Origin of the sequence: Aeromonas sp. QDB34, assembly GCF_027705405.1 — a bacterium.
GTDB classification, from domain to species: Bacteria; Pseudomonadota; Gammaproteobacteria; order Enterobacterales; family Aeromonadaceae; genus Aeromonas; species Aeromonas hydrophila.
In genome coordinates, this window is record NZ_JAPDBT010000001.1 from 418,925 (window position 1) to 436,444 (window position 17,520).

Annotated in this window: 17 protein-coding genes; 9 read left to right on the plus strand and 8 right to left on the minus strand. The window is 61.8% G+C overall.

What is annotated here, in order from left to right:
* Positions 1-178: 178 nt before the first annotated feature.
* On the minus strand, positions 179-757 hold the full coding sequence (locus OKC29_RS01895; RefSeq protein ID WP_043163706.1) for a PhnA domain-containing protein: 579 nt from the start codon (positions 755-757) through the stop codon (positions 179-181).
* A gap of 225 nt (positions 758-982) precedes the next feature.
* Between OKC29_RS01895 and OKC29_RS01900 the strand changes: the two genes are divergently transcribed.
* From OKC29_RS01900 to OKC29_RS01920, 5 genes are all read left to right on the plus strand, one after another.
* Complete coding sequence (locus OKC29_RS01900) at positions 983-2,212, plus strand: methyltransferase (RefSeq protein WP_073350157.1); 1,230 nt, start codon at positions 983-985, stop codon at positions 2,210-2,212.
* A 316-nt stretch (positions 2,213-2,528) separates the two neighbouring features.
* Positions 2,529-3,977, plus strand: coding sequence for a chitinase (locus OKC29_RS01905; protein ID WP_073350159.1), 1,449 nt, complete (start codon positions 2,529-2,531; stop codon positions 3,975-3,977).
* Positions 3,978-4,428: 451 nt separating this feature from the next.
* Positions 4,429-4,809 (plus strand): VOC family protein, encoded by a 381-nt coding sequence (locus OKC29_RS01910; protein WP_073350161.1) that lies wholly within the window; start codon positions 4,429-4,431, stop codon positions 4,807-4,809.
* Positions 4,810-4,945: 136 nt separating this feature from the next.
* Positions 4,946-5,344 (plus strand): GFA family protein, encoded by a 399-nt coding sequence (locus OKC29_RS01915; RefSeq protein WP_044799931.1) that lies wholly within the window; start codon positions 4,946-4,948, stop codon positions 5,342-5,344.
* Positions 5,345-5,393: 49 nt separating this feature from the next.
* Complete coding sequence (locus tag OKC29_RS01920; RefSeq protein ID WP_073350163.1) at positions 5,394-6,023, plus strand: histidine phosphatase family protein; 630 nt, start codon at positions 5,394-5,396, stop codon at positions 6,021-6,023.
* Between the two features lie 53 nt (positions 6,024-6,076).
* Here the strand turns inward: OKC29_RS01920 and OKC29_RS01925 are convergent, their stop codons facing one another.
* Positions 6,077-7,372 carry a sensor domain-containing diguanylate cyclase gene (locus OKC29_RS01925; protein WP_073350165.1) on the minus strand — a complete coding sequence of 432 codons (1,296 nt, stop codon included), beginning with the start codon at positions 7,370-7,372 and terminating at the stop codon, positions 6,077-6,079.
* Positions 7,373-7,593: 221 nt separating this feature from the next.
* On the opposite strand from OKC29_RS01925, the gene OKC29_RS01930 reads away from it, so the two are divergent.
* Positions 7,594-8,004, plus strand: a complete 411-nt coding sequence (locus OKC29_RS01930) for an SRPBCC family protein (RefSeq protein ID WP_011706200.1) — start codon at positions 7,594-7,596, stop codon at positions 8,002-8,004.
* Positions 8,005-8,102: 98 nt separating this feature from the next.
* On the opposite strand, the gene smrB is transcribed toward OKC29_RS01930, so the two are convergent.
* Positions 8,103-8,627: an endonuclease SmrB gene (gene smrB, locus OKC29_RS01935; protein ID WP_011706199.1), complete on the minus strand. Its 525-nt coding sequence runs from the start codon at positions 8,625-8,627 to the stop codon at positions 8,103-8,105.
* Between the two features lie 65 nt (positions 8,628-8,692).
* Here smrB and prmB point away from each other — a divergent pair, with 65 nt between their 5' ends.
* The gene (gene prmB, locus OKC29_RS01940) at positions 8,693-9,628 is read left to right on the plus strand and encodes a 50S ribosomal protein L3 N(5)-glutamine methyltransferase (protein WP_024945276.1); all 936 of its coding nucleotides are present in this window, start codon (positions 8,693-8,695) and stop codon (positions 9,626-9,628) included.
* Positions 9,629-9,640: 12 nt separating this feature from the next.
* Positions 9,641-10,729, plus strand: coding sequence for a chorismate synthase (gene aroC, locus OKC29_RS01945; RefSeq protein ID WP_073350167.1), 1,089 nt, complete (start codon positions 9,641-9,643; stop codon positions 10,727-10,729).
* Positions 10,730-10,829: 100 nt separating this feature from the next.
* Here the strand turns inward: aroC and OKC29_RS01950 are convergent, their stop codons facing one another.
* Positions 10,830-11,645, minus strand: a complete 816-nt coding sequence (locus OKC29_RS01950; protein WP_073350169.1) for a substrate-binding periplasmic protein — start codon at positions 11,643-11,645, stop codon at positions 10,830-10,832.
* Between the two features lie 323 nt (positions 11,646-11,968).
* Between OKC29_RS01950 and OKC29_RS01955 the strand changes: the two genes are divergently transcribed.
* Positions 11,969-13,369 (plus strand): DEAD/DEAH box helicase, encoded by a 1,401-nt coding sequence (locus OKC29_RS01955; protein ID WP_024945273.1) that lies wholly within the window; start codon positions 11,969-11,971, stop codon positions 13,367-13,369.
* Positions 13,370-13,472: 103 nt separating this feature from the next.
* Here OKC29_RS01955 and OKC29_RS01960 read toward each other — a convergent pair whose 3' ends face one another.
* From OKC29_RS01960 to cra, 4 genes are all read right to left on the minus strand, one after another.
* Positions 13,473-14,162 carry an RES family NAD+ phosphorylase gene (locus OKC29_RS01960; RefSeq protein ID WP_073350171.1) on the minus strand — a complete coding sequence of 230 codons (690 nt, stop codon included), beginning with the start codon at positions 14,160-14,162 and terminating at the stop codon, positions 13,473-13,475.
* Positions 14,162-14,566 carry an antitoxin Xre-like helix-turn-helix domain-containing protein gene (locus OKC29_RS01965; protein ID WP_073350173.1) on the minus strand — a complete coding sequence of 135 codons (405 nt, stop codon included), beginning with the start codon at positions 14,564-14,566 and terminating at the stop codon, positions 14,162-14,164. The genes OKC29_RS01960 and OKC29_RS01965 overlap by 1 nt, the downstream gene beginning before the upstream one ends.
* A gap of 261 nt (positions 14,567-14,827) precedes the next feature.
* A complete protein-coding gene (locus OKC29_RS01970; protein ID WP_073350175.1) occupies positions 14,828-16,021 on the minus strand; it encodes an aromatic amino acid transport family protein in 1,194 nt (397 codons plus the stop codon).
* 306 nt (positions 16,022-16,327) lie between these two features.
* The gene (gene cra, locus OKC29_RS01975) at positions 16,328-17,314 is read right to left on the minus strand and encodes a catabolite repressor/activator (RefSeq protein ID WP_017410145.1); all 987 of its coding nucleotides are present in this window, start codon (positions 17,312-17,314) and stop codon (positions 16,328-16,330) included.
* Positions 17,315-17,520 lie beyond the last annotated feature (206 nt).

The window sequence follows — 17,520 nt, forward strand, 5'->3', positions numbered from 1 at the left end:
CAGAGTGCCACAGGGTCGCTGATGACACCAACTTTTCGCTCAAAATAACGGCAGGCAGCATGCCGGCGTAGGGCCTTGTGTCGCGATGGTCCTAAGCCAGAACAGGGGGGAGGTAGTGTTATCGGCAGGCACAAAAAAGCGCCCCGTGGGGCGCTCTTGCTAGCAGGGCTGAGGGTGATCAGGCCTTTTTCAGGTAGGCGGCGACCAGTACGATCTGCACGCCGTTGACCTTGCCTTCGATGTGCAGCGGGTTGTTGGTGAGGCGAATGCCCTTCACCAGGGTGCCGCGCTTGGCGGTGAAGCCTGCGCCCTTGACGTCCAGATCCTTGATCAGGGTCACCGAGTCACCTTCGACCAATACGGCGCCGTTGGAGTCAACGGTGGGCACGCTGTCGTCATCGTCGCTGGCCATGCCCGCTTCGGCCCAGGCCTTGGTCTCGTCTTCCATGTACATCATGTCCAGCATGTCCTGGGCCCAGACCTCGCCTTGAGCGGAGAGGTTCTTCAGCTGGCGCCACGCCATGACCTGTACCGCAGGTACCTGGCTCCACATGCTGTCGCCCAGGCAACGCCAGTGGTTGACCACTGTGGTTGCCGGCTGCTCCAGCTGGCCACGGCAGGTGTCGCACAGGGCAACGCTGTGATCATCATCGCTGGCCGGAGAGTGGGGGACCGCGAAGGCAGTCAGCGCCTGTTCGGCACCGCACAGTTCACACTTGGCGCCCGCGCGCGCTTGCAGGATGGCATTGATGGTCATGTTTTGGTTCCATTCACGTTGGTAAAATGGCCCGCGATGGGCAGGCCAAGATAATGAAGGGGCGGAATATACCACAAAACCCCGCTCTTTGTCAGGCTAAGCCCGGTCGCAGGCCTGCTGCCGGCCAGCGGAGGCATCAAAGGGACCTGTTGGCGCAGGAGGACTGCGGGGTTGCCATAACGGCGCAGCATAGATGAGAGTGCTTTTTGACGCGGGATCGCTAGAATGAGCCTCCATTTTGACGGCAGAACAGGGGCGCGCGTGCTGGCTCAACGTTTTCAACAACTGGATCGACTGCTGAGCGAAGCCCGGCACTGGTGGCAATATCAACCCTACCACCACCTGGACCTTGCCTTTGCCAAGGCGGCGCCGGCACTGGCTGATCGGCTCAATGCCCTGTCGCTGGCCGAGATTGAGCGGCTCGATGGCGACATGCCTGCCCTGTGCGAGCTGCTGGCCCCCTGGATCCCGCAGGGGTCAGCGCTGCATGCCCTGAGCGCGCTGCCGACCCTGACGGCTGAGCCCATCCCGTGCGAGCGGACCATGGCGATGTACATGCCGGGGCGCAAGCAGGCCCAGATTGAAGCCTTCACTGCCTGTCTGCCCGCGCACCGCGGCCCCTATCTGGAGTGGTGTGCGGGCAAGGGGCACCTGGGGCGGCTGGTCTCCCTGCACCGTCAAGCCGAGGTGCTGAGCCTGGAGCTGCAGGCTCCACTGTGCGAGGAGGGGCGCCAGCTGGCCGCTCGCGACTGTGCCCGGATGGCATTTGTCTGTGCCGATGCCTTCGCCGATGAGACCGCCCAGCTGATCGCCCCGGCTCATCACGCCATGGCGCTGCACGCCTGCGGCGAGCTGCACACCCATCTGATTGAACAGGTGGCGGCGCGCGGTGCCGAGGGGGTGACCCTCTCCCCCTGTTGTTATCACCTGATCCGCACCAGCCACTACCGGCCGCTCTCCGGCCCGGCCAAGGCCAGTGTGCTGCAGCTTGCCAAGAGCGATCTGAAGTTGCCGCTGCAGGAGACGGTCACCGGCGGCGCCCGCATCGCCCGCCTGCGTGAGCAGGAGGTGGCCTGGCGGCTGGCCTTTGACTGCCTGCAGCGCCAGGTGCGCGGGGTGGATGAGTATCTGCCGGTGCCCAACATGCAAAAGAGCCTGCTGACCGGCACCTTCGAGGATTTCTGTGGCTGGGCCGCCGAACGAAAGGGACTGGTGTTGCCGGCCGGCCTCGACTACGCCGGGTTTCTGGCAAAAGGGGAGGCGCGCTATGGCGATGTCGCCCGCATGGAGCTGGTGCGTCACCTGTTTCGTCGTCCGCTGGAACTCTGGCTGGTGCTGGATCGCGCCCTCTTCCTGCAAGAGCAGGGCTACCGGGTGGAAGTGGGGGAGTTTTGCGACAAGCCCATGACCCCCCGCAATATCCTGATCCGCGCGGTGCGAGCACGGCACGGATAAGCGGCTGGCCTCGTCGCGGCGGGGCCTGATGCAGCATTGTGCTGTTTACCCTTTGATGCTTCCCATTGATGGGAGCGTGTCGTTGAAAGAGCGGCGTGACCGCTCTTTTCTCATTTTTTTTCGGTTTATTTTCATATAACCGAAAGGCTCGTCATCACGTCGCTGCACAATGCATTTTATGCTCGCCAACCGGCAGAGTGAATTGGCTCACAGTTCCGGCAATATTCTTAATTTTCATCGTGAATTTAGTGGCCGGGAGGATTATTCTCGAGGCGACTCTTATCACGACGTTATTCTGACATAAGGACTGTCTGTTATGTTCAAGCCTACACATTGTGCCTGGCTGGTTGCGGCTGCCTGCGCATTGCCAAGTTATGCCATGAATATTCAACCCGATCCGCAAAATGCCGGTGGATATGTCATTGCCGCCCCGGATCTGACAGCGGTGGAAAAAACCAAGACGGCCAATCCCATGTACGGGATTTGGGCAAAGGCGTTGGCGACACGTTCCAATACCATTGTCGATGCCATCAAGCCAAGGGCGGCCAGCAATCCGGATAACGTCAAACGGGTCGAGCGGGTATTCACCGAATCGGATTGGGATTATTTAACCCAGATGGCGGCACCGGAATATACCTATGAGCGCTTCTTACGGGCGGTCGGTAAATTCCCGGCTTTTTGCGGCGAATATACCGATGGTCGTGATGCCGATGCCATCTGCAAAAAATCCATCATCACCGCCTTTGCCCATTTCGCTCAGGAGACCGGCGGTCACATCGCCAAGGAGAATGTCTCCGACAACCCGCTGGCGCTGGAGGAGTGGCAGCAGGCGCTGGTGCACGTGCGCGAGATGGGCTGGTCGGAGGGGCAGACCGGCTACACCACCGGCTGCGGCCAGAACGACTGGCAGAACAAGAAGTGGCCCTGCAGCACAGGCCAGGGTTATTTCGGCCGCGGCGCCAAGCAGCTCTCCTATCACTTCAACTACGGCGCCTTCTCCGAGGCGATGTTTGACGGCGATGCGTCCGTGTTGCTGAGCAACCCCGGGTTGGTGGCGGACTCCTGGCTCAACCTCGCCTCCGCCATCTGGTTCTTCCTGACCCCGCAGGCGCCCAAACCCGCCATGCTGCACGTGATTGATCGCACCTGGGTGCCCTCCCAGCGCGAGATCGCCGCCGGCATCGGCTACGGCTTTGGTACCACCATCAACGTCATCAATGGCGGCATCGAGTGCGGCGAGCAGAACAAGAACAAGGGCCAGCCGGTCAACCGCATCCGCTACTGGGAAGGGCTCGCCGAGCACTATCAGATCCCCGTCAAGGCCGACGAGAAGAACACCTGCTGGCAGCAGACCCCCTATGGCAGCCTCAACCTCAACGGCGCCACCGACGTGCTCTACACCAACTGGGACGGCAACTGGAAATACTATCCGGATCGGCCCGGCGGCTACTCGTTCGAATGTGAGCTGGTAGGGTTCCAGACCGCCTACTCGGCACTGGTGCCGGGGGATTACGAGAAGTGCGTGACCAACTTCTACGGCTCACACGCCAACTGGCCCAAGGTGCGGGTAGTGGCCAAACTGGATCCTGCGCCGGTTGACCCGACCGATCCTCCCGTGGGGGATGTGGCCGCCTGGAGCGCCAGCAAGGTCTATACGGCGGGCAACAAGGTGAGCTACAAGGGTGCCATCTATCAGGCCAAGTGGTGGACCCAGGGCAATGAACCGGGCAAGGGTGATCCCTGGGTGCTGGTGCCGGCGAAATAGCGTAAAGCGGCTTAATCAATAAACTCGGCAATGGATAATACCTCTCTTGCCAAGTCGGGGGACATATTGTCCCCCTTTTCGATATCCTGCCTTGTGAAATAAAATCAGTGTCTAATTTTGCAGGATAGAGTGCGGTGCTGGATCTCTATCAGGGTATAAGCGTGCTCGGTGATAAAAATATCCAGCAACAATGGGTGAGGTGGGGCGTAGTCAGTCAAAAATATCGCTCTGGCCCTGTTTTAATCTGGAGCGTGTGCCATTGAATAGTATTTGTTAAGGCCTGTATTGGAGACTGTGTTCCGTTATTACGCTGCCTCTTTTTTTCGTCAGGTACCCATCGCCAGGATATTCATCTTTATCGAAGCAGGCATATCCAACGGTTAAAAATCATTGGCCATTACCCCGCAATGGGGTATCACTGTGCCGATGAGTGAAAATCGGAGGAAACTTCATGTTCAATATTGCCATGCATTTTGAAATCCCGGTGACGGATATGGCGCGTGCCACGGCGTTTTACCACCGTGTGTTTGGCATCGAGTTCGAGTTGACCCAGATTGATGGCAACGAGATGGCGCTGTTCCCGCTGACAGAAGGGGTGGAGGGGTGCTCCGGCGCCTTGGCCAAAGGGGAGAGCTATGTGCCCAGTATCGACGGCACGCGGATCTATCTCGCGGTCAGCGAGATTGAGCGGGTGATGGCGACGGCCCAGGCGGCCGGGGCCCGGCTGCTCTACCCGGTAACTCAGGTTGGGGAGGGCATCAAGGTGGCCGAGTTTCAGGACCCGGAAGGTAATCGGATTGCATTGCAGGAGCGCTGGCTGCCGGCCTCGTGAGTCATCTAGCAGCCGGTTTTGTGATGGGGGCGGTGGCCGACGAGGATACAACATGGTACTCATCTGATCCGGCAGTGGCTGCAATGGCGCGGTCACGTCAGCGACGGCAAGCGACAACAAGGCGCAAGGAGGAGTGATGAAGGGACATTGTCTGTGCGGCGGGATTGAGGTCTTGGCCGGCGATCACCAGGAGGTGGGGCTGTGTCACTGCAGCACCTGTCGGCGCTGGTCGGGCGGCCCCCTGTTTGCGGTGCACTGTGGCAAAGAGGTGCGCTTTCGCGGGCTCACCCCGGTGGCCTATCGCTCCTCGGAGTGGGCGGAGCGAGGATTTTGCCCCACCTGCGGTACCCACCTTTTCTATCACCTGTTGCCGACGGATGAGTACATAGTGCCGGCCGGCCTGTTTCAGAGCGAATCCTTCCAGCTGGCGAGCCAGATCTTCATCGATGAAAAGCCCGATTTCTACGAGCTGAAAAACGAGACACCGACCCTGACCGGTCAGCAGGTGTTCGAGCAGTTTGCGCCCAAGCCGTGAGAACGGGGCGAGGCCGCGCGAGCATCGGCCGTAATCAAAGGAACAGACAATGCAACTGGTGGTGATACGCCACGGGCAAACCCCGGCCAATGCCGAGGAACGCTATCAGGGGGCGCTGGATATCGGTCTGAGCGACACTGGGGTGGCCCAGATCAGATCGCAGGCAAGGGCGCTGGCCTTGGCGCAGGCTCCGTTTCAGCGGCTGCTGAGCTCCCCTTTGCTGCGGGCACGGCAAAGCGCGGACCTGGTGGCGGACGAGCTGGGGTTGCCGGTGACGCTCGTCCCCGCTTTTCGTGAGCGCCATGTCGGGGTGTTCGAGGGACTGACCCAACAAGAGGCGAGGGAGCGTTACCCTGCGCTGTGGGCACGCAACATCACCCGGCGCTGGGCCGAGGCGCCACCTGGGGGCGAGTCGCTGGACGAAGTCATTGCCCGGGTCGGGCTGGGACTGGCGGAACTGGTGCAGAGCGGCTGCCAGGAACGGGTGCTGCTGGTGGCACACGGCGTGGTGGCCAAGGTGATCCGGGCGCTGACCGTGGCGGGATTTGACGACTTCTTCGAGTGGCAGCTGGCCAACGGGGCCGTGCTGGAGGTGTCGCTTGCATGTGGCGATGCTGGCGGGCCACTGGGTCTCTTTGCCCGGCCGGGCAATGAACATGGCGTCGCGGCCTTGAATTGAGCCAGAAGCACCAGGCCTGCTGAGCGTTGCTCAGGCCTGGTGTGTATTGCCTGTCAGGGGGCGTCTGGCAGTGCCTTCCTTGAGCAGTTGCGTCCCTGTTTCTTGGCCAGATAGAGGGCGGTATCGGCCCGGCGCACCATGCGTTCTACCGTATCCTGCGGGCCCAGGCTGGCACTGATGCCGATGCTGATGGTGAGCGGCACCTCGGTGCCTGCGCCCAGCTGATGCAGCTGCGACTCGACGGCGAGGCGGATCCGCTCCGCACTGGCCCAGGCCAGCTCCAGCGAGGTTTCCGGCAGCAGCACGATGAACTCCTCGCCACCCCAGCGGCCCAGCATGTCCACCTCCCGCAGCTGTTTGGCGACCCGTCTGACCAGGCTGAGAATGGCCTGATCCCCTTGCTGGTGGCCATAGGTGTCGTTGATCTGCTTGAAGTGATCGATGTCGATCAACAGCAGGCTCATGGTGTGGCCGAAGCGCTGGCAGCGCTGCATCTCCAGCTTGACCAGCTCGTCGAAGCGGCGCCGGTTGGCGATCCCGGTGAGGGGATCCGTGGTGGCCGCCACCTTGAGCTCCTCCACCAGCCGGGCCCGCTCCGAGATATCCCGCAGGATGGCGGTCATCTCGGTGGTCTGACCCAGGTTGATCTTGGCGATGGTCACCTCCAGCGGAAATTCGCTGCCGTCGCGGCGCAGCCCCATCACGGAGGCGCGGGCATGCATGGGGCGCGAGTTGATGGGGGAGTTGCTGAAGGCCTTGAAGTAGCCGTCGTGGTTGGCCCGAAAGCGCTGGGGCAGCAGGGTCTCCAGCCGTTTGCCGAGGTAGCTTTCGTCCACCCCGAACATCTCGCAGGCGGCGGTGTTGATAAGTTCGATGCGCGACTCGCTGTTGACGCTGATGATGCCGTCGTAGGCAGAGTTGACCACCGCCTCGAAGCGCTTGCGGCTCATCTTGAGCGCCTCCTCCAGCTGCTTTTTGACGGTGATGTCGATGGCGGTGACCATGATGCGGGTGATGCGGGATTGCTCGGGAATGATGGGGGAGATGACAAAGCGCCACCAACTGGTGCGCGACAGAGTATCGATTGGCAGCTCGCTCTCGAGCCCCGTCTGCTGGCTCACGCACTCGTGCATCGGCTGCTCTATGCTGCCGGTGATGTAGCGGGGAAACATTTCGTTCAGGCGCTTGCCGATGCTGCCGAGTACGTCCAGCTCGAAGGCCTGGGCAAAGGTGTCGTTGGCGGAGACCAGGGTAAAGCGATCGTCGTCGTCGAGGGAAAACACCGCAACGGCGGCACCGATGGCATCGAGAGACGACTTGATGTCGGCATGGGAACCCTGTGTGAACATGCAACCTCCAAGGCGAATAACGTATTGATATTCAGTATAGTGCGGCCGTTTTTGATCCTTGTCCCGCAGGCAGAAGGAACGCCTTGCCACTGGGTTGGCGGTAATGCGCCCCGCCAGATGGACTGGCTCGACGCCATTGATTGGGCTTTACTTGCTGGCATCCGCAAGCGAGCTGGCCGGCATGGCCAGTCATCCCACAGCAAACTAGCACGGAGCGCGTCATGAAGATCAGCATCGAGGCACATATCGAGCAGGAGATAGAGGCCGTCTGGTGGGCCTGGAACGATCCGGACTGCATCGCCAGATGGAATGCGGCCTCCAGCGACTGGCACACCACCGGCAGCCGGGTCGACTTGGTGGTGGGCGGACGTTTCTGTCATCACATGGCCGCCAAGGATGGCAGCGCCGGTTTTGATTTCACCGGCACCTTTACCCGGGTGGAGGCGCCGACCCGCCTCTCGTTCGTGATGGATGACGGGCGCGAGGTGGATGTGCAGTTTGCGAGCGAACCGGGCGGCACCTGGGTGCAGGAAACCTTCGATGCCGAGACGAGCCACACCCCGGCCCAGCAGCAGGCGGGCTGGCAGGGGATCCTCGACAACTTCAAGCGTTATGTGGAAGCGGCGGGCTAGGGGAGGCGCCTGCGTCCATAAAAAAACCACCGCCAGGTCGCGGTGGTTTTTTTATGCGGCTCTGCACGTGCGTCAGAGCATGCCAGCAGGCGGGAGCGTTACTCCTCGATATCCAGCAGCACCAGGATGGCGCTGTCGCCGCCCCACTCGCGGGGGGCCTGATGGAACGCCTGTACATTGGGGTGCTGGGCCAGCCAGCTCGGAATGCGCTGCTTGAGGATATGTTTGCCGATGCCGTGCATCACGGAGGCGACGTGGATGTTCTCTTTTTGGCAGAGGGTCAGCAGGGCTGCCAGCTCCTGTTTGGCCTGCTGCTGGTTCATGCCGTGCAGGTCGAGGTAGATCTCCGGCGGATAGCTGCCGCGCTTGAGCTTTTTCAGCTCGAATTTTGACACATCTTCGCGCACGTAACGGGTCGGTCCATCGGCCTCGAGATGGGGCTGGTACTCATCGCTGAAATAGTGGTCAACCCCAAGCTTTTCGCGGCTCTCACGCAGTTCGCGTTTCTGCTTGACCGGGCGCAGGTCGGCCCTTATGGTATCTTGCTTGATTTTCCGGGTACCTTTTATCGCATCGCGGAACAGCTGGGTTTCCTCGTCTGTCGGTGAGGGCGTTTTTTTCATCAGGTACTCGTCTTGCTCGCTGTATAGAATTCTCGGGCCGGATATTACTCGACTTGGAGGTGGATTTGGACAAGATATTTATCGATGAGGTGGTTGCCGAGATGCACACCATCCAGGACATGTTGCGCTGGGCCATGAGTCGTTTCAACGACGCCGGGATCTTCTACGGACATGGTACCGACAACGCCTGGGATGAAGCCGTGCAGCTGGTACTGCCCGCGCTACATCTGCCGCCGGACGTGGATCCGGGCATGCGCCACTCCCGTCTGACCACCAGCGAACGGCACCGCATCGCCGAGCTCATCATCCGCCGCGTGCAGGAGCGGGTACCGGCCGCCTACCTGACCAACAAGGCCTGGTATGCCGGTTGGGAGTTCTACGTGGACGAGCGGGTGCTCATTCCCCGTTCCCCCATCGCCGAGATGGTGGCCAACCGCTTCGCTCCCTTCCTCAAGCATGAACCGACCCGGATCATGGACTTGTGCACCGGCTCCGGCTGCATCGCCATCATCATGGCTCACGAGTTCCCACAAGCCGAAGTGGATGCCATCGACATCAGCGTCGATGCCCTCAACGTGGCCGAGCGCAACATCAACGATCACGGGCTGGAGCAGCAGGTCATTCCGATCCGATCCGATCTGTTCCGCGATCTGCCGGTCGGCGACAAGTACGATCTCATCGTCTCCAACCCGCCCTACGTGGATTCCGAAGACATGTCGGATCTGCCGGACGAGTTTCGTCACGAACCCGAGCTGGCGCTGGCCTCCGGCTCCGACGGTCTCAAGCTCACCAAACGCCTGCTGGCCAATGCCGCCGACTTCCTCAAAGAGGATGGCGTGCTGGTGGTCGAGGTGGGCAACAGCATGATCCATCTGGAAGCCCAGTTCCCGGACGTGCCCTTTACCTGGGTCGAGTTCGAGAACGGCGGTCACGGCGTGTTCGTGATGAGCCGTGCCGATCTGGTGCAATACCAGGACTATTTCGCGATTTACAAGAGCTAAGCAGGAGCACTCATGGCAGGGAACAGTTTCGGCCAACTCTTTCGTGTGACGACCTTCGGCGAGAGTCACGGCCTGGCGCTGGGCGCCGTGGTCGACGGCTGCCCGCCGGGACTGGAGATCAGCGAAACGGATCTGCAGGGGGATCTGGACCGGCGCAAGCCCGGCACCTCCCGCTACACCACGCCGCGCCGCGAGCCGGACGAGGTGAAGATCCTCTCCGGAGTGTTCGAGGGCAAGACCACCGGCACCTCCATCGGGCTCTTGATCGAGAACACCGATCAGCGCTCCAAGGACTACTCCGACATCAAGGACTTGTTCCGTCCGGGCCACGCCGATTACACCTATCACCAAAAGTACGGCCAGCGGGACTATCGCGGCGGCGGTCGCTCCTCCGCCCGTGAAACCGCCATGCGGGTGGCGGCGGGGGCCATTGCCAAGAAGTACCTGAAACAGGTGCACGGCATCGAGATCACCGGTTTCCTCTCCCAGCTCGGCCCCATCAAGGCAGAAGCCTTCGACGCGGCGCAGATCGAGCAGAATCCCTTCTTCTTCCCCGATGCGGGCAAGTTGGAAGCGCTCGATCAATACATGCGCGACCTGAAGAAAGAGGGCAACAGCATCGGTGCCAAGGTGCAGGTCATCGCCAGCAATGTGCCGGTGGGCCTCGGTGAGCCGGTGTTCGATCGTCTCGACGCCGACATCGCCCACGCCATGATGGGCATCAATGCGGTGAAAGGGGTGGAGATCGGTGACGGGTTCGCGGTGGTGGAGCAAAAAGGCTCCGAGCACCGCGACGAGATGACCCCGGCTGGCTTTGCCAGCAACCATGCGGGCGGCATTCTGGGCGGCATCTCATCGGGTCAGGATATCGTGGTGAGTATGGCGCTCAAGCCCACCTCCAGCATCACGGTACCGGGCAAGACCATCACCACCGAGGGTGAGGCCACCGAGATGATCACCAAGGGGCGCCATGATCCTTGCGTCGGCATCCGCGCCGTGCCCATCGCCGAAGCGATGCTGGCACTGGTGCTGATGGATCACCTGCTGCGCCACCGTGCCCAGAATCAGGGCGTGCTGACCCATACCCCGCAACTGCGCTGATCGGCCTGCCCACCGCTCGGCTGATCGCGTGGTGCAGCCACAGTCACAGTCAAAAGGCGACCTCAGGGTCGCCTTTTTCATGGGTATTCATCGCGCTTGATCACTGGCCGGGGGCCACCTGCTCAGCCGCCGGGTTGTCGAGACGGCAGGGGGGCGGCGCCACGTCACGGCCGGGTGGAGGCAGGCCGGCAATCACCTCATTGACTCGGGCGAGCTGCGCATCGGTGACGGCTGAGTTGGCAAACAGCAGGCTGACCGGTTGGTGATGGAGCAGCAGCTGGCAGCGGATAAAGCCGTCGGCCCCCAGCTGTTGCAGCCGGTAGCGGGCGTATTGCCACTCCATGATGACGCCGTCCAGCCGGCGAGCCAGCAGCAGATCGACCAGCCGGTCATCGGCGTTGTATTCGCTCGCCTGCTTGAGGGCGGGGCACGCTTCCATCAGCTGGATGGGGCGAGTGCCGCGCAGCTTGCCAAGGCGCAGCTGGCTTTGCTGGCAAAGCTGCGGCAGGTCTGACACCGCTAGCCAGGGATCACGCTGGCCCGGGATGGGGTTGTTGCTCAGCAGCACGAAGGTACTGCGCCGATAGGGCACCGAGAAGCGTGCAAAGGCGCGCCGCTCCGGCGTATCGAGCGCCCCCATGGCCACGTCCAGCTGTTGCTGCTCGAGCAGATGGATGGCCCTGGCCCAGGGCAGGTTGCGAAAGTGGGATTCCAGCCCCGCCTGGCTCAGGATCTGGCGGGTCAGGGTGACGTCCAGCCCATCCAGCGTCCCCTGGGGATTGATGTAACTGAACGGGGGCCAGTGGCTCCAGGCCACCGACAGCCTGGGCTTGGCCTGCAGCGGCAGAGAGAGCCCAATCGCCAGCAGGGAGAGCAAGAGCCAGCCTGGGGCGGCCGACAGAAGATGAACACGCATGAACCTGAACCTCCTTGTACAGGACGGATACGGCGGTATCGCCGTTATCTGGCATCAAGCATAGCCTGATTCGAATGAGTTCTTGAGCGGCTTTTCCGGGCGGGACGGTGACCTGCTTTTGGCAAACATGCTGGGAGGAACGTCACATTTTTCTCGTTTCTCCTCAATAACTCCGTTAGACTGCGCCCCTATTCTTTCCCCTTTGCTCTGCTCCCCGGGGAAATCGTTGTGTTCTCAACAGGCCCGTGTCTGGCGAGATGGCATCGGCTCAGCAGAGGAGCCCCATCCCGGATTGTCGGCGCCCCTATCCCTAGCAGGTAACTATGAGTTTTACTTCCCTCGGTCTGGCCGAACCCTTGTTGCGTGCCGTTGCCGAGCAAGGCTACGACACCCCGTCTCCCATTCAGCAACAAGCGATCCCGGCGGTACTGGCTGGCCGTGATCTGATGGCCGCCGCCCAGACCGGGACCGGCAAGACCGCAGGTTTTACCCTGCCGATGCTGCAGCGTCTGACTGAAAGCAAGCGCAAGGTTTCCCCGAACCGCATTCGTGCCCTGGTGCTGACCCCGACCCGCGAGCTGGCCGCCCAGGTGGGCGAGAGCGTGCGCAACTACGGCAAACACCTGCCGATCCGCAGCCACGTGGTATTTGGCGGCGTCAGCATCAACCCGCAGATGATGGCCACCCGCCGTGGTCTGGACGTGCTGGTGGCCTGCCCGGGCCGCCTGATGGATCTCTACAACCAGAACGCCGTCAAGTTTGACGAAGTGGAAATCCTGGTGCTGGACGAAGCGGATCGCATGCTCGACATGGGCTTTATCCGCGACATCCGCCGCATCCTGGCCCTGCTGCCGAAGAAGCGTCAGAACCTGCTGTTCTCCGCCACCTTCGCCGACGAGATCCGCGAGCTGGCCACCGGCCTGCTGGACAACCCGGCGGTGATCGAAGTGACCCCGCGCAATAGCACCGCCGAGCGCATTGAGCAGCTGGTACACCCCTGTGACAAGGCCAACAAGATTGCCCTGCTGAGCCACCTGGTCACCAGCAACAACTGGCAGCAGGTGCTGGTGTTCACCCGTACCAAGCACATGGCCAACCGCGTTGCCGAGACCCTCGACAAGAACGGTGTCAGCGCCGCCGCCATCCACGGTAACAAGAGCCAGGGTGCCCGTACCCGCGCCCTGGCCGGTTTCAAGGATGGCAGCGTCAAGGTGCTGGTGGCGACCGACATCGCCGCCCGTGGTCTGGACATCGACAAACTGCCGCAGGTAGTCAACTTCGAGCTGCCGAACGTGGCGGAAGATTACGTGCACCGTATCGGCCGTACCGGCCGTGCTGGCGCTGCCGGTCATGCCATCTCCCTGGTTGCGGCCGATGAAGGCAAGCTTATCAAGGCTATCGAGCGGCTGACCAAGCAGAACATTCCGTGCGAGCAGGTGGCCGGTTTTGAAGCCTCCCGCGAGACCCTCGACAACATCGCCCGTGGCATCGGTGCGCCGCTGCGCAAAGAGCCGCGCGATCCGAGCGAGCAGCGCCGTGCGCCGCGCCCGCAAGGTCAAGGCCAGCGTCAGGGTGCCGGTCGCTCTGCCAACGGTGGCAATGGCGGCGGTAACCGCTCCGGCAACGGTGGCAAGCCCAAGCCCCAGGGCGGTCAGCGTCCGGAAGGCGGCGCCGGCAAACCGGCTCAGGCTCGTCGTCCCCGTCGCGCTACCCACAACCAGTAAGCGGCCTGGGAGCCTGCTCCCCGCTCGGTTGATGTAAAAAGCCCCGCCAATCTGGCGGGCTTTTCTATATCCGGGAATCGGCCGAGTGAGGCGGCAGTGCCGGTCACTCGCCATAGAGGGTGATTTGCAGCACGTTGGCGATGGCACTGCCGTTCCAGTGGTACTCCAGATGGCGGGGCTGATGAACGCGGCTGACCAGGCGCGGGCGATAGAGCAGGTAGCAGTCGTGGCCGTTGTGGCGCACCGAGCGATAACAGATGCCGTCCACATCCAGGGCTTTCTGCTCGCGAGCGAAGGCCTGGGAATACCCGTAGTCGGTCGCATGGTAGAGCTGTGTGGCGAGAAAGGCTTCGCCGGTAATGTCGACCAGGCTGGCGCTGAATTCGGCATGGATCACCCGCATCTGCACCTTCTGGGCAGGTTCACGGGTGTAACCGAAGACGCGCTCCTGGTGGTAGACCGTCTCCTTGATGGCGGTGTCGAGGCTGGGGGCGCAGTAATAACCGCCGAAATCGCCGGTGGTGAAGCGGGCCCCCTCCGGATTGAGGTGGGTGAAGGCGGCCATCACATGGCTGCCACCAGCCAAGCCCACCAGCCAGTCCGCTTTCGGCACCCGCGTCAGCTCGCCGGCCTTTTCCTTCAGCCTGTCGTTGGTCAGTGCCTCGATGGCCCAGACCGCCTCCAGTTCGTCGGCGTTGGCCACATCCTCATAGAGGCAGATGGTGGGGTAGCGGCTCGGGATGATCCGGTAGGCTGACTCGTCCTTGAATGCACGCTGCGGGGGAGTCTGCATCAGGCCATGCCTCCGCGCCAGGCGTGCAGGCGGGTAGCGACCTCATAGAGATCGGCCACGCGGCCACCCTGCATCACCTCCATGGCGCTGCGGCCGGCGAAGAAGGGGTGGCTGTTGGACTTGCGTACCCAGCCATAGATGCTCTCGTCCGCGCTGAACAGCACCCGCAGGCTCTTGTGAATGTTGAGCAGGTAGCTCATTCGCTCCTGCAGATCCGCACTCAGTCTGATCCCGCCGTGGGACTCCTTGTACTTGTTCAAGGTTGAACGCGAAGAGATGCCGAGCAGTCGCAACTGTTCATCTGTGTTGCACTGCCATTTGTCCAGGATGCGAAACACCACCGGCAGCGCCTTGCTGGGATCAGCGGCGCCATCTTGCCGTTGCACGTGTGCGGTTGCGACCATGTCAGGCTCCTTGCTGGATTGAGCGTGTGTTCTGTTGCCAAAAAGACGATCTGTTATCAGTGTACAAGAACTGTTCACACATATACAGAGCGTCGATACATAGTGCATATATGAACGTTTGATGCATCAAGGAGATGAGCACCGCACCGGCGGACCCCTTTATATCGATGGCATATACCGATGGCATAGAAAAAGCCCCGCCAACTGGGTTGGCGGGGCTTTTGTGCTTTCGCTATCGGGGCATGCAATACCGATTCTGGCTTAGAGCGCGGGCAGCAGTCCCATGCTGACGCTTATTTGCACCCCGACGATCAGCACCCCCATGGCGCCGGCAAGGCCCAGGGCCAGCACGCCGCCCGGGGCGCGGTAGTGGTGCGCCTCGGCCTGCTTGCGGCTCTGCCACACCAGGGCCACCGGCAGCAGCACCGCCAGCACCGCCAGCGCGATGGCGGCGTAGCCGAGCGCCATGATGAAACCTTGCGGGAAGTAGAGGGCAAACAGCAACGGCGGCACGAAGGTGATGAGGCCGGTCTGGCTGCGGCCCTGCCAGTTGTCCTTGCGACGGGTCACCTTGGCCATGAAGTCGAACAGTCCCAGCGTCACCCCGAGGAAGGAGGTGGCCAGCGCCAGATCGGCGAACAGGTGCATCGCCTGGTTGAAAGCGGGCCAGCTCACCAGATTGCCGACGTTGGCCAGCAGGCTGTCCAGCGCCCCGCCGGTCTGGATCAGGGATTGCTGACCGAGCAGCCCCAGGATGGCGATTTGCCACAGCACGTAGAGGATGAGCGGCAGGGCGGAGCCCCACACGAAGACCCGGCGCAGCTGCTTGGGGCAGTCTCCCAGGTAGAGCATCACGCTCGGGATGGAGCCGTGAAAACCGAACGAGGTGAAGATGACCGGCAGGCCTGCCAGCAACAAGCCCTGATCGAGCGGCATGGAGAGCAGGTGTTGCCCCTCGGCACGCGGCAGCAGCAGCGCCAGCACGCCCACCATGATCACCAGCTTGACGGTGAACATCAGTCGGTTGAGGTAATCCACCTGTTTGGTGCCGATACAGACCATGCCGCCAAACAGCAGGGTAAAGGCCCAGGCCGCCTGCTCCTGGCTGAGGGGCAGGCCGGCATCGGCCAGTGCCTGGGCCAGCAGGCTGCTGCCGCCGCTGATGTAGGCGGAGGCCAGCGAGTAGAACAGCATAAGGATGCAGAAGGAGGCAATGCGCTTGCCCCAGGGGCCGAGAAGGTGATCCGCCAGCTGGTGCAGGTACCACTTGCCGGTGTTGAGGCTGGCTTCCACCTGCAGCATGGCGGTAAAGGCCATCAGGCCCCAGAGACCGATCATCAGCAGCAGGGTGGCGGGCCCGCCAAGGGAGGAGGAGGCCAGCGGCAGGGCCAGCATGCCGGCGCCTATGGTGGTGCCGGCAATCAACAGGGTACATCCCAGGGTTTTGGTATTCATGGTGTCCATCCGAATCGAGAAACTGCGCCGTGCGCAGCAGGCATATGAGGTGTTGGCAAGGCGCCTCCGGGGTCGAGACCGGAGGCTAGCAATATCGGAGTGAACCCATCGTTACGAAAAATCCGCTGGTTGTAAAAGATGGTTGCCAACTTAGCGAATTAAAATGTTGGATACAAGCGTGTAAAGGCGGATTTTGTACTGGGTGGACAGAATAAGTGGAAATAAAAGATGACAGTAGTGCGCTTTGGCTGGTGAAAAAACGCGCCGCTGCAAACCGGGTCACAGCGGCGCGCGATGCAGCGAGTATTAGCGGCGGCGTTTGAGGGTACGGCTCACATAGTGCAACCCGCACTGGTATTCACCGCCAATCGCCTTGAGGGCCAGCTCGAGCGCCTGGCTGGCGAGGGCATCGTGCTGCTGGGGCAGGGAGTTGATGCCGAAGGGGAGAAAATCGAGCAGGCGATCGTCGCCGAAGGTGGCCATGGCCAGCCGGCTCATGTCGGTCTCCTGTTCCAGCAGATAGTCGAGCACCCCCTCCATCAGGATGTAGGAGGTGGCTACCAGTGCCTGGGGCAGCTGGCCGAGCTGTTGATGCAGCGTCTTGATCAGGCGGTAGCCTTCGGCGCGGGAGAAGTGGGCCCCTTCACACAGATGGCAAGCCGTGCTGTGGCTGGCGACGGCCTGCTCGAAGCCTGCCTTGCGTTCACGGCTGATCGTGAGCGCCGGCAGCGCGGTGATCAGGGCGATGTGCTTGATTGCCGGCGAGAGCAGGGAGGCGGTGAGATCGCAGCTCGCCTTCTGGTTTTCGCTGGCCACGGTGACGAACTTGTCGGCCGCCATGGCCCGGTCGATGGCGAGCACCTGGATGCCGCGCGTCTGCAGGCCGAGGTAGAAGGGATCTTCGGGCGGCAGGCAACTGGCCACCAGCAATGCATCCACGTGGCGGCTGGCCAGCATCTCGGCCAGCTCCTTCTCGGTGGCGGGGTCATCTTCCGAGCAGACGATCAGCAGCTGATAACCCTGTACCCGTGCCCCTTGTTCCAGCCGTTTGGCGAGCTTGGCGTAACTGGCGTTCTCCAGGTCGGGCAGGATGAACCCCAGGGTCTTGGTCTGGCCACCGCGCAGGGAGGCGGCGCGGCTGTCCGGCTGGTAGTTGTGGGCGGTGACCACCGCCATCACCTTGTCGCGGGTGGCCTGGCTGATGCGGTATTGGTCGGCCTTGCCATTGATCACATAGCTGGCCGTGGTGCGCGAGACACCGGCGAGGGCGGCGATTTCATCCAGTTTCATCATGTTGGCTCTGTTTGAGTTGCAAGGCCCACGGGCACTGCCTGGTGAGGGCACCGAAAAGTGTGCGCGGGATCATATCATTGAAAAGCACTCTTTGTGGGTACTTGATCAATTCGCTGAAACGATTCAGTCTGAGTGTAAGTGAAACGATTCAGCTTGTCAGCAGACAATCGATGTCCGAGCATAAAAATCGGGTATGATCCGCGAAG

Bases quoted from the DNA above. Each gene is read 5' to 3' on its own strand.
- OKC29_RS01915 (WP_044799931.1), top strand. From the start codon at position 4,946: ATGAAGGGACATTGTCTGTGCGGCGGGATTGAGGTCTTGGCCGGCGAT.
- aroC (WP_073350167.1), top strand. From the start codon at position 9,641: ATGGCAGGGAACAGTTTCGGCCAACTCTTTCGTGTGACGACCTTCGGC.
- OKC29_RS01930 (WP_011706200.1), top strand. From the start codon at position 7,594: ATGAAGATCAGCATCGAGGCACATATCGAGCAGGAGATAGAGGCCGTC.
- OKC29_RS01950 (WP_073350169.1), bottom strand. From the start codon at position 11,645: ATGCGTGTTCATCTTCTGTCGGCCGCCCCAGGCTGGCTCTTGCTCTCC.
- OKC29_RS01920 (WP_073350163.1), top strand. From the start codon at position 5,394: ATGCAACTGGTGGTGATACGCCACGGGCAAACCCCGGCCAATGCCGAG.
- OKC29_RS01900 (WP_073350157.1), top strand. From the start codon at position 983: ATGAGCCTCCATTTTGACGGCAGAACAGGGGCGCGCGTGCTGGCTCAA.
- OKC29_RS01910 (WP_073350161.1), top strand. From the start codon at position 4,429: ATGTTCAATATTGCCATGCATTTTGAAATCCCGGTGACGGATATGGCG.
- cra (WP_017410145.1), bottom strand. From the start codon at position 17,314: ATGATGAAACTGGATGAAATCGCCGCCCTCGCCGGTGTCTCGCGCACC.
- smrB (WP_011706199.1), bottom strand. From the start codon at position 8,627: ATGAAAAAAACGCCCTCACCGACAGACGAGGAAACCCAGCTGTTCCGC.
- OKC29_RS01970 (WP_073350175.1), bottom strand. From the start codon at position 16,021: ATGAATACCAAAACCCTGGGATGTACCCTGTTGATTGCCGGCACCACC.
- OKC29_RS01925 (WP_073350165.1), bottom strand. From the start codon at position 7,372: ATGTTCACACAGGGTTCCCATGCCGACATCAAGTCGTCTCTCGATGCC.
- OKC29_RS01905 (WP_073350159.1), top strand. From the start codon at position 2,529: ATGTTCAAGCCTACACATTGTGCCTGGCTGGTTGCGGCTGCCTGCGCA.
- OKC29_RS01965 (WP_073350173.1), bottom strand. From the start codon at position 14,566: ATGGTCGCAACCGCACACGTGCAACGGCAAGATGGCGCCGCTGATCCC.
- OKC29_RS01960 (WP_073350171.1), bottom strand. From the start codon at position 14,162: ATGCAGACTCCCCCGCAGCGTGCATTCAAGGACGAGTCAGCCTACCGG.
- OKC29_RS01955 (WP_024945273.1), top strand. From the start codon at position 11,969: ATGAGTTTTACTTCCCTCGGTCTGGCCGAACCCTTGTTGCGTGCCGTT.
- OKC29_RS01895 (WP_043163706.1), bottom strand. From the start codon at position 757: ATGACCATCAATGCCATCCTGCAAGCGCGCGCGGGCGCCAAGTGTGAA.